Source organism: Microbacterium sp. NPDC087589 (assembly GCF_044743635.1).
In the GTDB taxonomy this organism is placed as follows: domain Bacteria; phylum Actinomycetota; class Actinomycetes; order Actinomycetales; family Microbacteriaceae; genus Microbacterium.
Genome location: NZ_JBIUWV010000001.1, coordinates 317,861 through 331,471, shown reverse-complemented (window position 1 = coordinate 331,471; position 13,611 = coordinate 317,861). Strand labels below are relative to the sequence as shown.

General features: G+C 66.8%; 16 protein-coding genes. 1 reads left to right on the top strand and 15 read right to left on the bottom strand.

Features of this window, described 5'->3' with window-relative positions; translation table 11 throughout:
* The first annotated feature begins 90 nt into the window (after positions 1 to 90).
* Positions 91 to 1,176 (top strand): AAA family ATPase, encoded by a 1,086-nt coding sequence (locus ACIOU8_RS01705; RefSeq protein WP_400785215.1) that lies wholly within the window; start codon positions 91 to 93, stop codon positions 1,174 to 1,176.
* 34 nt (positions 1,177 to 1,210) lie between these two features.
* On the opposite strand, the gene ACIOU8_RS01700 is transcribed toward ACIOU8_RS01705, so the two are convergent.
* From ACIOU8_RS01700 to ACIOU8_RS01630, 15 genes are all read right to left on the bottom strand, one after another.
* A complete protein-coding gene (locus tag ACIOU8_RS01700) occupies positions 1,211 to 2,014 on the bottom strand; it encodes a sigma-70 family RNA polymerase sigma factor (protein ID WP_400785213.1) in 804 nt (267 codons plus the stop codon).
* Positions 2,015 to 2,184: 170 nt separating this feature from the next.
* Positions 2,185 to 2,499 (bottom strand): HU family DNA-binding protein, encoded by a 315-nt coding sequence (locus ACIOU8_RS01695; RefSeq protein WP_400785211.1) that lies wholly within the window; start codon positions 2,497 to 2,499, stop codon positions 2,185 to 2,187.
* A 241-nt stretch (positions 2,500 to 2,740) separates the two neighbouring features.
* Positions 2,741 to 3,139 carry a flagellar assembly protein FliW gene (locus ACIOU8_RS01690; RefSeq protein ID WP_400785209.1) on the bottom strand — a complete coding sequence of 133 codons (399 nt, stop codon included), beginning with the start codon at positions 3,137 to 3,139 and terminating at the stop codon, positions 2,741 to 2,743.
* Positions 3,136 to 4,023: a flagellar hook-associated protein FlgL gene (gene flgL / locus ACIOU8_RS01685; RefSeq protein WP_400785207.1), complete on the bottom strand. Its 888-nt coding sequence runs from the start codon at positions 4,021 to 4,023 to the stop codon at positions 3,136 to 3,138. The genes ACIOU8_RS01690 and flgL overlap by 4 nt, the downstream gene beginning before the upstream one ends.
* 17 nt (positions 4,024 to 4,040) lie before the next feature.
* A complete protein-coding gene (gene flgK, locus ACIOU8_RS01680; RefSeq protein WP_400785205.1) occupies positions 4,041 to 5,447 on the bottom strand; it encodes a flagellar hook-associated protein FlgK in 1,407 nt (468 codons plus the stop codon).
* Positions 5,448 to 5,454: 7 nt separating this feature from the next.
* The gene (flgN, locus tag ACIOU8_RS01675; RefSeq protein ID WP_400785202.1) at positions 5,455 to 5,937 is read right to left on the bottom strand and encodes a flagellar export chaperone FlgN; all 483 of its coding nucleotides are present in this window, start codon (positions 5,935 to 5,937) and stop codon (positions 5,455 to 5,457) included.
* 121 nt (positions 5,938 to 6,058) lie between these two features.
* Positions 6,059 to 6,307: a carbon storage regulator CsrA gene (csrA, locus tag ACIOU8_RS01670; RefSeq protein WP_400785200.1), complete on the bottom strand. Its 249-nt coding sequence runs from the start codon at positions 6,305 to 6,307 to the stop codon at positions 6,059 to 6,061.
* Between the two features lie 89 nt (positions 6,308 to 6,396).
* On the bottom strand, positions 6,397 to 8,463 hold the full coding sequence (locus tag ACIOU8_RS01665) for a flagellar biosynthesis protein FlhA (RefSeq protein ID WP_400785198.1): 2,067 nt from the start codon (positions 8,461 to 8,463) through the stop codon (positions 6,397 to 6,399).
* 51 nt (positions 8,464 to 8,514) lie between these two features.
* Positions 8,515 to 9,618 carry a flagellar biosynthesis protein FlhB gene (locus ACIOU8_RS01660; protein ID WP_400785196.1) on the bottom strand — a complete coding sequence of 368 codons (1,104 nt, stop codon included), beginning with the start codon at positions 9,616 to 9,618 and terminating at the stop codon, positions 8,515 to 8,517.
* Positions 9,615 to 10,376 carry a flagellar biosynthetic protein FliR gene (locus ACIOU8_RS01655; protein ID WP_400785194.1) on the bottom strand — a complete coding sequence of 254 codons (762 nt, stop codon included), beginning with the start codon at positions 10,374 to 10,376 and terminating at the stop codon, positions 9,615 to 9,617. Before ACIOU8_RS01655 ends, ACIOU8_RS01660 begins: the two co-directional genes overlap by 4 nt.
* Complete coding sequence (gene fliQ / locus ACIOU8_RS01650; RefSeq protein ID WP_042541106.1) at positions 10,376 to 10,651, bottom strand: flagellar biosynthesis protein FliQ; 276 nt, start codon at positions 10,649 to 10,651, stop codon at positions 10,376 to 10,378. The genes ACIOU8_RS01655 and fliQ overlap by 1 nt, the downstream gene beginning before the upstream one ends.
* Positions 10,651 to 11,427 carry a flagellar type III secretion system pore protein FliP gene (gene fliP, locus ACIOU8_RS01645; RefSeq protein WP_400786836.1) on the bottom strand — a complete coding sequence of 259 codons (777 nt, stop codon included), beginning with the start codon at positions 11,425 to 11,427 and terminating at the stop codon, positions 10,651 to 10,653. The genes fliQ and fliP overlap by 1 nt, the downstream gene beginning before the upstream one ends.
* 196 nt (positions 11,428 to 11,623) lie before the next feature.
* On the bottom strand, positions 11,624 to 12,052 hold the full coding sequence (locus ACIOU8_RS01640) for a flagellar biosynthetic protein FliO (RefSeq protein ID WP_400785191.1): 429 nt from the start codon (positions 12,050 to 12,052) through the stop codon (positions 11,624 to 11,626).
* A gap of 2 nt (positions 12,053 to 12,054) precedes the next feature.
* Positions 12,055 to 12,711, bottom strand: a complete 657-nt coding sequence (locus ACIOU8_RS01635; RefSeq protein ID WP_400785189.1) for a FliM/FliN family flagellar motor switch protein — start codon at positions 12,709 to 12,711, stop codon at positions 12,055 to 12,057.
* On the bottom strand, positions 12,711 to 13,604 hold the full coding sequence (locus ACIOU8_RS01630) for a flagellar motor switch protein FliM (RefSeq protein ID WP_400785187.1): 894 nt from the start codon (positions 13,602 to 13,604) through the stop codon (positions 12,711 to 12,713). The genes ACIOU8_RS01635 and ACIOU8_RS01630 overlap by 1 nt, the downstream gene beginning before the upstream one ends.
* Between the last annotated feature and the right edge of the window lie 7 nt (positions 13,605 to 13,611).

Genomic DNA, 13,611 nt, shown 5'->3' with positions numbered 1-13,611 from the left:
TCAGGCTACTGCGAAAAGTTTCTTCGCGAACGCCTTACGGCGATCGAATATCAACCGATATATGAGTACGGGGAGCGAAGGAGAAGGATCTTGACCAGCACGTACATCGAGACGGGCGGACACGTCCGCGTCTACGACGCGGCCGTCCGCACGCATCACGAGTTCCCTCTCGGTACTTATCGGGTGCACTTCACCTCGAAAGAGGGATTCAGCCTGATCAAGATCGACGACCTCACCGTGGGCGCCGAGCGCGTCTACGGTGGCCGTGACAGGAAGGTCGACAAGATCTTCCGCTCCTACGCCCTCACCGATCGCAGCCTCGGTGTGATGCTCTCGGGCGACAAAGGAATCGGCAAGACGCTGTTCCTGCGCATGGTCGCCGAGGAAGCCCGCGAGCAGTGCCTGCCCGTGGTGATCGTCTCCGAGGACAACGACGGCATAGTCGAGTTCCTCGACACTCTCGACGAGTGCCTGATCATCTTCGACGAGTTCGAGAAGGTCTTCCCAGCAGGGCGCCGAGGCGGCGAGGGCGGCAATCGGCAGAACCAGTTCCTGTCGCTGTTCGACGGCCTCTCGTCCGTGAAGCGCATCTACTGCCTGACCGTGAACGACATCAGCGACGTCAGCACCTACATCGTCAACCGCCCGGGGCGATTCCACTACCACATGCGATTCGAGTACCCCGGTCCCGACGAGGTGCGTCAGTACCTGATCGACCAGGCTCCGCATGCCGATCCCGATGAGATCGAGAACGTCGCCCTGTTCTCCCGCCGGGCCCGCCTCAACTACGACCACCTCCGTGCCATCGCGTTCGAGCTCGAGCAGCCGGACGCACTGTTCGCAGATGTCGTCGAGGACCTCAACATCAAGGCGATCGAACCCAGCACCTATCGCATCGAGGCACGCTTCCCCGACGGCAAGGTCTGGTCCGATGAGGTCGAGATGAACCTCTTCGAGCGCGGTGACGTCGGGCGCACCTTCGAACTTCGCAATGCGACGCGGTCGATCTTCGCGTCGTTCGTGCCCAAGGATCTGATCTTCGAACCGGACGGCAGCATCTTCGTGCCGATCCACAAGCTCGAGCTGCTCGACGATGACGACGAGGAACCCGAGGTATACCCGACGACGGTCAACCTCATCCTGGTCGGTCAGGCGAGCTACGGATTCAGTCTCTGACCGAACCGGTCGAATGTCTGCGCGCCGGCCCTGATCAGACGCCTACGGCGTGCGACAGGATCGCGCGTGTGAACCGCTGGCCGCTGGCGGCGAGGCGCTCGAGGTACGCGTCCACCCCCGACGTGGATGAGCGCGCGGGCGGCGCGGGCTCGGTCGGCGGAGTATCGGCGTAGTGGCGGTCGAGCGCGTCGCGGAGCATACGCACCGCTGCGGCTCGCTGCTGCGAGACTGCGGCGTGCGAGACTCCCAGCTCGTCCGCGAGCTCCGTCACGGTGCGGTCGTCGAAGTAGATCGCCGTGATGATCGATCGCTTGCGCTCCGGCAGCGCATCGACGGCGCGTCGCAGGAACTCATCGCGCTCCGATGCGATCGCGAGCTCTTCCGGCAGGTACCCGGTCCACACGATCTCCGGTGCGTCCGGCGCGTCGAGACTGGTGAGCATACACTGGGCGTCCGCGAGCCCCTCTCGCGCGACAGCGGTGTCGACACCCATGGCCGCCGCGATCTCCGCCACGGTGGGCGTGCGGCCGAGCGCTGCAGACAGGGCCTGCCTGACCTTGACCGTCTGTTTGGCACGCACGCGGATATCTCGCGGTGCCCAATCCATCGACCGAAGCTCATCCTTCAGCGCCCAGTTCACGCGCGCCCGCGCGAACGCGCCGAAGGGCACACCGAGGCTCGCATCGAACTTCTCGGCCGCGCGGACCAGCGCCAAAGCACCGGCGGAGGCGAGGTCGTCGCGGGAGACGTGGGTGAGGCGTGAAGCCACGTACGCCGTTGCCGCGCCGACGATGTGCAGGTGATCGACCACGAGTTGGTCGCGCGCGCGCTCAGGCACCGGATTAGCCTCTCTCACTGTAAGTGCAAGCCCTCCCCAGCGACTCACAGCGTGGCCTCTCCCCAGCGACCAGAACTGCTTTCACCTACATGCTAGGGGCGAGACGGGCATAAAGGATCCCCGGAGGCCTAAACCCCCGGGGATTCTCGTTTACGTTCAGATAACGATGACTAGTCGTTCACCTTGACTCGACGATTCACCTCTCGAGTCGCAGAGAACTTCAGCACCGTGTAGTCATTGACCTCGGCGTCGCCGTCGTCCTTCGCGAACTGCACACGATGGCCCTTGTGCGTCTGCGGGTAGAACTTTCCGAAATTGGTGAGCGTCACGGTGTTGCCTCGGCCGACGAGGTCGAGGAGCTCGTCGATCATCGCCGTGTATGCAGTCTGTGCCGCCTGAACCGAGATGCCGCCGCGTCGTGCGAACCTCTGCACGAACTCACGCTTGCTCACCCGATTCGTCTCGAGCGTCTTTGATGTGCTCATGTTGTCTTCCGTCCCATGGAATGTCGCTCGTCACCGAGCGCCGTGCGCTGTACCCCTACCAACGGCATCCGTGACGCGTCCCGGGTCCCGATCTCCTGCGACGACGCCGGGATCCCACCAGTACCCCAGCCTGTGCTCTTCAGAGGATAGTTGCTCTTCCTTGGTATATGCGGTGAATGTCGGAATCCTCTAATTGCCGAGTATTCACCCCGTGGGAAGAGTCGTCGAACGCGACGTCCGTTCAGCTGCCCAGGAGGGCGCGAATCGGGTATCGCTGGTCCTCGAGGATCGCCTGCACCGCACGACCGGTCGCGGCATGGATGAGGATCGGTGCGCGCAGATTGATGTAGACGCCGTCTGCCGACGGGTTCGCCACGACGAACACACGCACGTCGGAATCCTCCTCGGCGCCGATCTGCCCTCGCACCTCGGCAGGGATGGTCGGCTCGTAGCCGTAGTCCCCGGAGGCCGGATCGAGGAGGAACAGCCGCACGTCCGCATCCGTCGCGCGCAGCGCGTGCAGCCCTTCCGCTCCGTCGATCTGCTCGAGAGTGAACGCCGTGTGCGGGCTGAGCCCTGGCATCGGCGAAGCGAACTCGACGCCCAGCGCCGCAGTCCTCTGGTCGGTGGACGCACTCATCGTAGGAACTCCATCAGATTGGTCTGCAGCGATCGGGCAGTCACCTGCAGGGCGGACTGGAACACGAGCTCGGCCGACTGCAGCCGAACGAGCACCTCGAGGCTGTCGACGTTCTCGACCTCGGTGCGGCGGGCTTCGAGGTCGATCGACGCCGAGAGGTTCTGCGCCGAGGCACGCTCGATCTGCACCTGACGCGCTCCTGTCGATCCTCGGGCCGCGTTGACATCCTTCAGGCGCGCGTCGATGTCGCCGAGACGCGCGCCGACCTCGACGCCGCCGCGCAGGTCCGCCGCGATATCGTTCAGCAGGGCGAACGCGCTGTCGGCTCCCTCGCCGAACGCCTGTGAGCCATCGAAGTCGACGCGCACCGTCTCGTTGTCGCTGATGCGGCGATGCACTCCGTCGCCCGCCCCGCCGTTGAACGCGAATGTGGTGGCATCGAAGGCGCCTCCCGCATCGCTGGTACCGGCGAAGACGCTGCGACCGAGCACCCTCGTGTTCGCCTTGGCCAGCAGCTCCGCGCTGATCGACTCGAGCTCCTGTGCGATCGATTCGCGCGCAGTCGGGCTGAGCGCCCCGGAGTTGGCGCCCTGAGCTGTCAGATCCCGCGCGCGATTGAGCAGATCGGCACTGGCCCCGAGAGCCGTGTCGACGGTTGTCACCCACGCCATCCCGTCGCTCAGGTTGCGCGCGAACTGGGCGACGCGCGACTGATCGCCGTGCACGCCGAGCGCCGTCGCCGCTGCTGCAGGATCTTCGCTCGGCGAGCGGAAGGCGCGTTGCGAGGCCGCCTGATTCTGCAGACGCTCGCGGTCTGCGAGGTTGGTCTGCAGCGTCCGCAGGGACTGCTGCGTCATGGTGTTGCTTGTCACACGACCGATCATGTTCACTCTCCCCAGAGTCAGCGGCCGACGAGGCCGGTGCGGTTGATCAACAGGTCCAGGGCCTCATCGACAGCGGTCAGCACACGGGCCGCTGCCTGATACGCGGTCTGGTAGGTCAGGAGGTTGATCGTCTCCTCATCGCCGTCGACCGATGAGTTCGACTGCTGCGCGGTGACGGCCGCAACAGCTCCCATGTCGGCGATGTCGGCGCGCTGCAGGTCGCCTGCGACGGTGACCGCGAAGCCTGTGACGAAGGTCGACCAGGTCTTGGTGGGCCCGGTCGCCGATGCACTGAGCGCACTGATGCGGTCGGCGATCGTGGTGTCCTTCGCTCCGGCACCCGGCGCTGCCAGGGCCAGCTGGTCGAGATCGGTGGGAATCACGCTGAGCCCGAGAGCAGCCGGACCGGCACCGTTGAGCGCGAAGAAGTCGCCCCCGGCGGCGCCGGACGACGTGACCCCCGTGCGGTGCACGTCGTTCACGGCGGTCGCGAGCGCGGTCGCCGTCTCGTTGTAGGCCGCAGCGACGCCGGCGAGCGTGCCGCCGTCGGAGGCCGGTGCGAGCGCGCTGATCGTGCCGCCGACGATGCCGCCCGTGATCGGCACCGCGAGGCCTGGTCGATCGGTCCATGCGACGGTGACCCGACCGGCGTCGGCGATGTCACGCGGCCCGCTCGCCACGAGAGCGCGACTGCTGTCGCCCGACACGAGCGCGTTGCCGTCGATCCGAAGAGTGAGGGTGCCGTCCGCCTCGACGATGCCCTTGGCGCCGACTGCGGTCGAGAGCTGCTGGGCGAGGACGTTGCGCTGGTCGATCAGCTCGTTGGCGTTGCGCCCGGACTGCAGTGCGTCCCTGATCTGACCGTTGAGCGAGGCCACCTGGCCTGCGACGGCATTGACGTCGGCGAGCTGACTGTCGACCTGTCCGCGCAGGTCGCTCCATTGTCCGGCGATCGTCTGGTATCCCGCGGCGATCTGGCCGATGAGCACGTTGGCGTTCGTGAGCACGACCTGTGCCGCCGCCGGATCCGGCGTGTTGGCGAGGTCGGACCAGCCGGCCCAGAAGCGGTCGAGGTTCGCCGCGAGGCCGTCCTTCGTCGGTTCGGCGAGCACGTCTTCGGCGCGTGCAGCGGCTGTCGCACGCGCAGCCGAGAAACCCGATGTCGACAGCGCGTCTCGCACGCGAGCGTCGAGGATGTCATCGCCCAACCGAGCGATCCCGGTCACGCCGACACCGCCGCCGATGCCGAGGCCCGACGGCCAGAGTCCCGTCTGGCCCGGCGCCGCGAACGAGGTCTGCTCCACGCGCTGGCGTGTGTAGCCGGGAGTGGCCTGATTGGCGATGTTCTGACCGGTCACGGTCATCCCCGCTCGTGCCGCGGAGAGCGCGGATTCTGCGAGACGAAGCGCTGCGAAGGAAGACATCGTCGCCTCACACCCTCGTGTCGAGGAGCCGGGCGTCCCCGCCGCGGACGACATCGCCGTGCGTGTCGTACTCACCTGTCGGTGCGCCGAGACCTGCGATCGTCTCCTGCGTCACCCGGATGGCCGTGCGCAGCCGCTGCTCGTTGACCTTCTTCATGTCGCCGATCTCGTCGGCGAGGGTCGTCATGGCATCCAGGTGGCCCGAGAGGATCTCCCGCCAGGCATCGGTCGGCGCGGCCTCGATCAGATCGCGCAGCGTCGTCGCCTCCGGCACGCCCCATTCGTCAGCCACCGAGATGACCAGCGTGTCACGCGAGAGGGCGACGGTCGGCATGGCCGCGAGAACCCGCTCGATCTCGTTCGCCGCATGGTGGATCCAACGGTTGCGTCCGGTCGCGAGCAGCATCTGCTGCTCATCGAGCTTGAAGAGCAGCACCTCCAGCAGATCGCGCTCTCGCATCAGTTGCATGCTCAGGTCGTGAGCGGCCACGATTCGTCACCTCGTCATGTCACGGTTTCGATGACGGGGACGCCCGTCACATCCACGACTATCGCGACAAGGAGCGGGCGAGTAACTCGGAGTGCACCGAGATGACTCCCCCGCGACCGGATCAGGGAGCGGGAGGCGTTCTCCCCAGGATGCTGAGGAGAGCCGATTCCGCGGACTCATCAGAGGACGTCTGGACGGCTTGCAGGTTCGCATCGCTGACAGCGAGAACGATCTCTGCGCGGTTGATGCGCTTGTCCCGAGGTGCATCGATGCCGACACGGACGCCGCTGGGCGTCACCGCGAGGATGGTGACGGTGATGTCGTCGCCTATCACGATGCTCTCGTTGGCGCGTCTCGTGAGTACCAGCATGCGTCGTCTGCCTTCCATGGCGTGAGCGCCGTTGCGCGCTCTGCTCACAAACGTATCGCACTCAGCTCGTAAATGAGCAGAATCCGTCGCTACACCGCCGCGCTCGGAAGAGCCGACTGCGTCATGCGCACGACCCCCACCACATCGGTCGCGAGGCCGCCTGTCGCCGCCTCGTCGTACGACAGCACGGGCAGGCCGCTGACCTGCGACGAGACCATCCGACGCACGGCCTGACGCAGAGACGGAGCGCACACGAGCACGGGTTCCGGTCCCACCTGCTCGAGCTCGGCGACAGTGCGCCGCACGTTCTCGAGCACCTGCATGGTCGACTCCGGCGTCAGCACGATCTGCGGATGACCGTCGACGACCCGCATCCCCTCGAGCATCTGCTGTTCGAGCATCGGTTCGAACATGACGACCCGGATCCGCCCGTCCTCGGCGAAGCGCGAGGCTATCGCCGGTCCTAGTGCCGCCCTCGCCGCATCGATGAGCCCCGCGGTCTCGGTCGAGGTCTTGCCTCGCAGAGCGAGCGCCTCGTAGATGCGGGCGAGGTCGTTGATCGGCACGCGCTCCGCGAGAAGACCCGCCAGGACGCGCTGGATCGCGGCGAGCGACAGCACGGCCGGTGTGAGCTCCTCGACCGTCGCGGGGCTGGACTGCTTCAGGTGCTCGGTCAGCTGGCGCACGTCTTCGAGGGAGAGCAGCCGATCTGCCTGGCTCTGCACGATGTCCGAGAGATGGGTGATGATCACACTCGCCCGATCGATCACCGTCGCACCCGCCATGTCGGCGGCGTGCGAGATCTCGGCAGGCACCCACTTGCCCTCGAGGCCGAACACCGGGTCGACCACGGCCGTGCCGGGAAGCTGCTCGAGACCCGTGCCGATCGCGAGCACGTGTCCGCGCGGCACCGATCCGCGCCCGGCCTCGACCCCGGCTATCAGGATCGAGTAGGTCTGGGCCGGCAGATCGATGTTGTCTCGGGTGCGCACCGGCGGCATCAGGATGCCGATGTCGAGAGCGAGCTTGCGACGAAGAGACTTCACCCGGGTGAGCAGATCCCCTGCTCCTCCGGACGCCAGGTCGACGATGTCAGGAGACAGGGAGATCTCCAGAGCATGCACGCGCATCCTGTCCATGAGCTCCTCGGGCCCCTCGACTCCGGCGTCGTCGGCATCCTGCTGCTGCGCGTCGGCCTCGAGCGCGGCATCGCGATCCTCGTTCGCCTTGACGCGCGATGCCGCGAACAGCAGCACCGCCCCGATCGCCAGGAAGATCACCAGGGGCATCCCGGGGATGAAGCCCATGGCGATGGCCGCGAGGCCAGTGATCACGAGGGCGTTGCGCGACTGCATGAGCTGCCGCCCGGCCGCCTGGCCCATCTCGGACTCGGCGTTCTCGCGAGTCACGATCATGCCGGTCGACACAGCCATCAGGAGTGCGGGGATCTGTGTGACCAGACCGTCGCCGATCGTCAGGATGCTGTAGGTCTCGAGTGCGTCGCCGACCTCCATGCCGTGCTGCACCATGCCGATGATGATGCCGCCGACGAAGTTGATGATGACGATGACGATGCCCGCGATCGCGTCGCCCTTGACGAACTTCGACGCACCATCCATCGCGCCGTAGAAGTCGGCCTCTGCAGCCACCTCGGCTCGACGCCTGCGCGCCTCTGTGTCGGTGATCAGCCCGGCGTTCAGATCGGCGTCGATCGCCATCTGCTTGCCCGGCATGGCATCGAGGGTGAATCGTGCTCCGACCTCGGCGACACGCTCTGCACCCTTGGTGACGACGACGAACTGGATGACGGTGAGGATGAGGAAGATCACTGCGCCGATCACGAGGGACCCGCTGATCGTGATCTGTCCGAACGCCTGGATCACCTGGCCCGCGTGCGCCTCGCTGAGCACGAGTCGCGTCGACGCGACGTTCAGACCGAGCCGGAAGAGCGTCGCGACGAGCAGCAGACTGGGGAAGACCGAGAAGTCGATCGGCTTCTTCACGAACATCGCAGTGAGCAGGATCAGCAGCGCGAACGCGATGTTCAGGACGATGAGGACGTCGAGGAGCCCGGTCGGGATGGGCACGATGAGCAGGAGGATGATGCCCACCACTCCGACGGGCACCGTCGCCTTGGACAGCAGCTGGCCGATCATGCGTCTCGCCTTCGTTCTCTCTCGTCGTTCGAAATCTGATCGCGACCCGGCTCAGAGGCCGCGGTCCCTGGTGCTCGCGAAGGGCATCGTGTGCGTCCCCCTGGCCGCCCCTCGGCGTCTGAGATGCTCGATGAAGGCGAGCACCTGGGCGACGGCGGTATAGAGCTCTTCGGGGATCTCCCGCCCGATCTCGCAGGCCGAGTGCAGCGCGCGCGCGAGCGGGATGTCCTTGATCATCGGCACACCGGACTCCTCCGCCCTCTCGCGGATCTTCTGCGCGACGACTCCGGCCCCCTTCGCGACGACCCGAGGTGCCGACTTGCCAGGCTCGTACCGCAGCGCGACCGCGACGTGGGTCGGGTTCACCAGAACGACATCGCTGTCACCGACCGCGGCGATCATGCGATTGCGGCTCATCGCGAGCTGACGCGAACGGCGCTGGGACCGCACGAGCGGGTCGCCCTCGCTCTTCTTGTGCTCGTCCTTGGCTTCGTTCTTCGTCATGTGGGTGTGCTTGCGATTGCGTCGCATCACCACGGCCACGTCGATCGCCGCCAGCAGGATGCCCACGGCGACGGCGACCTGCAGGAGTGCGACCGCTCCCCCGGCCGCCTGCTCGAGCAGCCACGTGATGTTGTGGCTGCCGCTGGCCATGAGCACAGGCACGAGCCCCGAGACGACGATCCACAGCGCGAGACCGATCGCGACCGTCTTCAGCAGCGCTTTGGCGCCCTCCCAGAGCGCCTGCTGCCCGAAGACGCGCTTCATGCCGGACACGAGGTTGAACTGCTCGGTGCGCATCGTCACGCCCCGCAGATGGATGCCGCCCTGAGCGACCGCGGTGGCCGTCGTCGCGAGCAGCACCACCACCAGCATCGGGAGCAGGATGCCGCCGAGCGACGCGATCGCCGATCCGAGCACATCCAGAGCCGCGTCGTCGGTGGGGTTCATCGCGACGGGAGTCACGGCGAGGAAGAGTTCGGTGACGACCTGTGTGCCCGAGGCGATCGTCGGCACCATCATCACAGCGGCGGCCGCGATGCACACCCAGGCGGTGAAGTCCTGGCTACGGCCGATCTGACCCTTCTTCCGCGCCTCCTTCAGGCGACGCTCGGTCGCCTTCTCGGAGCGTTCGCCGCTGTCGGACTCGCTCACCGCACCACCCCCAGGAGCAGCTTCGCGGCTTCTTCCGCGATGACCGCGACCACGCTGGGCAGCGCCGCGTAGACGAACCCGACGAGCAGCAGTGTGAGGCCGATCTTGATCGGGAAGCCCATCGCGAACGCGTTCAGGGCCGGCGCCACGCGACTGACGAGTCCGAGCCCGACGTCGGCGAGGAAGAGCACGATCAGCAGCGGGCCGGCGATCTGCACGGCGCTGAGCATCATCTGCCCCGCAGCCCCCACGAGCGCCTCCGCCGGCTTGGCGAGATCGATCACGCCCGTGACCGGCACCGCGTCGAACGAGCGGAACAGCCCTCCGAGCACGAGCTGGTATCCGTCCGAGGCGAACAGCAGCATGATCGCTGTCATCTGGAACAGTCGGGTGAACTGCGCGCCGTTGATCGCCATGCCGGGGTCGAACGCCTGCGCCAGCTGGAACCCGCCGAAGGTGTCGACGAGATGGCCTGCACCCTGGATCGCGCTGAAGAGCACCAGCACGAGGAACCCGAGGAGCGCGCCGGTCAGGACCTGCCCCGCCAAAGCGAGCATGAAGGCTCCGGTGTCGAGGCGCTCGTACCCTGCTGTCACCACCGGCGACACGGCGAGAGCGAGACCCACGCCGAGCATCGCACGGATCCGCATCGGGATCGTGCCGTGGCTGAACGGCGGGGCCAGCACCAGGAAGGCCGTGATCCGCACGCAGGCCAGAGAGGTCGCCTCGAGCCACGTGAAGTCGATGGGGATGTTCATCAGCCGCCGTTCAGCAGCGACGGGATCCGCGCGAACATCTCGTTCGTGAAGGCGATCATCTCGGCGATCATCCAGTGCCCGGTCACGAGCAGGGCGATGCCGACGGCGACGAGCTTCGGCACGAACGAGATCGTCATCTCCTGCACCTGGGTGATGGACTGCAGCAGCGAGATCGCGAACCCCACCACGAGCGCGGTGATGAGCAGAGGCGCGCAGAGCTTCGCTCCCACGATCAGCGCCGCCTGCCCGATGTCGATGACAGCCTCGGGGTTCATCAGCCACCCCCGTTGTACGACTGGACCAACGCGGTGATGACCATGCCCCAGCCGTCGATGAGCAGGAACAGGAGGATCTTGAACGGCAACGAGATCATGACCGGAGGCAGCATCATCATGCCCATCGACATCAGTGCGCTGGCGACGACGAGGTCGATCACGAGGAAGGGGACGAAGATGATGAACCCGATCAGGAAGGCGGCGCGCAGCTCGCTGATCATGAACGCCGGCACGAGCGTCTGCAGCGGGATGCTGGCGGCGTCCGTGGGATTCTCCATCTGCGCCGCACGGTGCATGAGTGCGATGTCTTCTTCGCGGGTGTAGGTGAGCATCCACTCCCGCAGCGGCTCCTGCGCGAGTTCGAAGGCGCGTCCGAAGTCGATCTGACCGTCGGTGAACGGCGCGACCGCAACGGCATTGATGTCGGTGAGCACCGGCCACATGATGAACAGCGTCAGGAACAGGCTGAGCCCGGCGAGCACCTGGTTCGGCGGGATCGACGGCAGCGACAGCGCGTTGCGGGTGAGGGCGAGCACGACGAAGATCTTGGTGAAGCTCGACATCATCAGCAGCAGGGCCGGAGCGACGCTGAGAACAGTGATGCCCAGCAGCGTCATGATGCTGTCGGACGGCGCCCCGTTGATGCCGTTGATCGTCACGCCGTCGCCGTCGCCGTCACCGATCTGCGCCGGATGCGGCGTCGCGGCCGCATGCGCACCGGCTGCCTGCAGCAGCACCAGCGCCGTGGCGATGACCAGGGCGGCACCGAGGATCATCCAGACACGACGCGGCAGTCGCGGTGCGCGCACAGACGGCGACGCGGCTACTGCGGCGGATACGGGCACGGCGGCACTCCGAAGATGGGTGACGTGGCCGATCCGTAGCCAGAGGGTCGAGCGATCCGTGCTCGCAGTGGACTATCGCGACGCGACGAGGTGTTCGTAACCGCGACGAACGACGGGCCGAGTGCTGTCAGGCGACCGAGCGCAGCGCGCGGTCGACGATGTCGTCAGGCATCTCGGAGACAGCGGAGCGCTTCTCCTCTGCGATGATCTCCTCCGCCAGCGGAGGAGCCTCCTGCGTGTCCACGACGTTGATCCCGTGCTCGGTCACGCCGAGCACATAGCGGATGCCGCCGAACTCGGCCACCACGAGCTGCGCCTTGCCCCCGATGCCCGACCGCGCCACCACGGTGATCTTCTCCGGCCGTGCGCGCGGGGCTGCCGCCGGACGTGAGGGGACGAGCTCCGACAGCTGGGCGAGCTTCTTCGGCATCAGCCCGGCCAGCGGGCTCACCCCCTTCGCCTGCGACTTCTGCAGGCGACGGCTCAGGAACAGCAGCAGGCCGAGCACCGCTCCGAGTGCCACGATCGCACGGAGCGCGACGAGGATGTCGTCCATGCTCAGACCGTCTCGGCGCCGTCGAGGATGCGCTCGACGCGGATCGCGAAGTCGCCCTCTGCGACGACGACGGTGCCGTGCCCGATCAGACGGCCGTTCAACTTGATGTCCGCGGGAGACCCGGCGGCGCGGTCGAGCTCCACCATGCGCCCCGGTTCGAGGGAGAGCACGTCACGCACCGGCATCCGCGTGCGTCCGATCTCGACGACGAGTTCCATCTCGACGCCCGCGATGCGATTCAGCCGCTGAGGTCCCGCTGCCGCGGCAGACCGGGCTCCGTCTATGCGCACTGCTGCGCGCGCGACGACGCTGCCGTCGGCGTCGACCATGTCGAACACCTGCGTGCCTGAGTCGGTGAACACATCGGCGGCGGCCACCACCGTGCCGTCGCCGAGCGATCCGCTGCCGAGCACTGCGGTGGCCGCCTCGAAGATCGGATGCAGTCGATCAGGCAGTGGCGCGTTCTTCGAGCCGTCCTCGAGCTGCGACGGATCGACGACCTGGATCGCGATACGCGCGCCGGGGCTGCCCGTGAAGGTGACGACGACCGCGTCGCCCGACGCACCGGGGTCTGTCGAGGGAGCCGGGATCACCGGGTAGCCGAACGGCAGCTTGCCGGCGATCGCCGCGGCGATGGCGGTCTCGTGGAAGGTGCTCATCAGTGGGTCTCCTCATGGGTGGTCGTGATCTTGCAGGTGAGACGCGAGCCCCTGCTGCCGGGTGTGGCGAGGGCGATTCTGGTCTGCCCCGCCATCAGCTCGTAGGGCCGAGTCTCCGGGTGCGGCAGGCGCAGCAGGTCGCCCGGTGCGAGGTCGAGGATCTCGCCGGTGCCGATCGTGATGGGCGCGAGCCGCAGCGTCAACTCCAACGGGGTGCTGCGCACCTGCTCGAGGGTGTGATCGGTCGAATGAGCAGAGGCGGCATCCGATTCCGTCGCCGCGAGGCGGTCGACCACTGCCGAAGCGGGCAGCATGACGGTCGCCGTCGTCTCGGAGTCCCCCAGTCGCATGGTGTAGCGGGCGACGATCACCGCGGCCGTGGCGGAGATGACCTGCATGTACTGGGGGTTGTAGTGCACCGCGCTGAATCTCGGCGCCCCGGGAAGCAGATTTCCGAGGCTGGCGTGAAGGTGCTCGAACGTGCCCTCCATCAGGTTGCGAACGAGAGCGAGTTCGATCGGCGTGAACGTGCGGGCTGCGGGAAGCGACGTGCTCCTGCCACCCATCATCTGCACGACCCACAGGAGGGCGCTGTCGAGGCCGAACTGCACGACGCACGGCTCATCCCGATCGGCGAACGACCCCGCGACCATGGCCGTCGTGCCGGGGAGCGTATCGGAGTACTCCTCGTACGACACCAGGTCGACGCTCTCGAGCGCCAGATGCGCTCGCACACGGATCTTGTCGGTCAGCTGCGACGACCACAGCCGTGCGAACGACTCGAACGACGCTTCGAGGTGTCGGGTGCTCTCGCGCCCGAGTTGGGCCGGGCGGCCGAAATCGTATGCCGGGTAGCGTACGGCGGGATCATCGAGCACAGCGGATGCGGTCATGACGGTC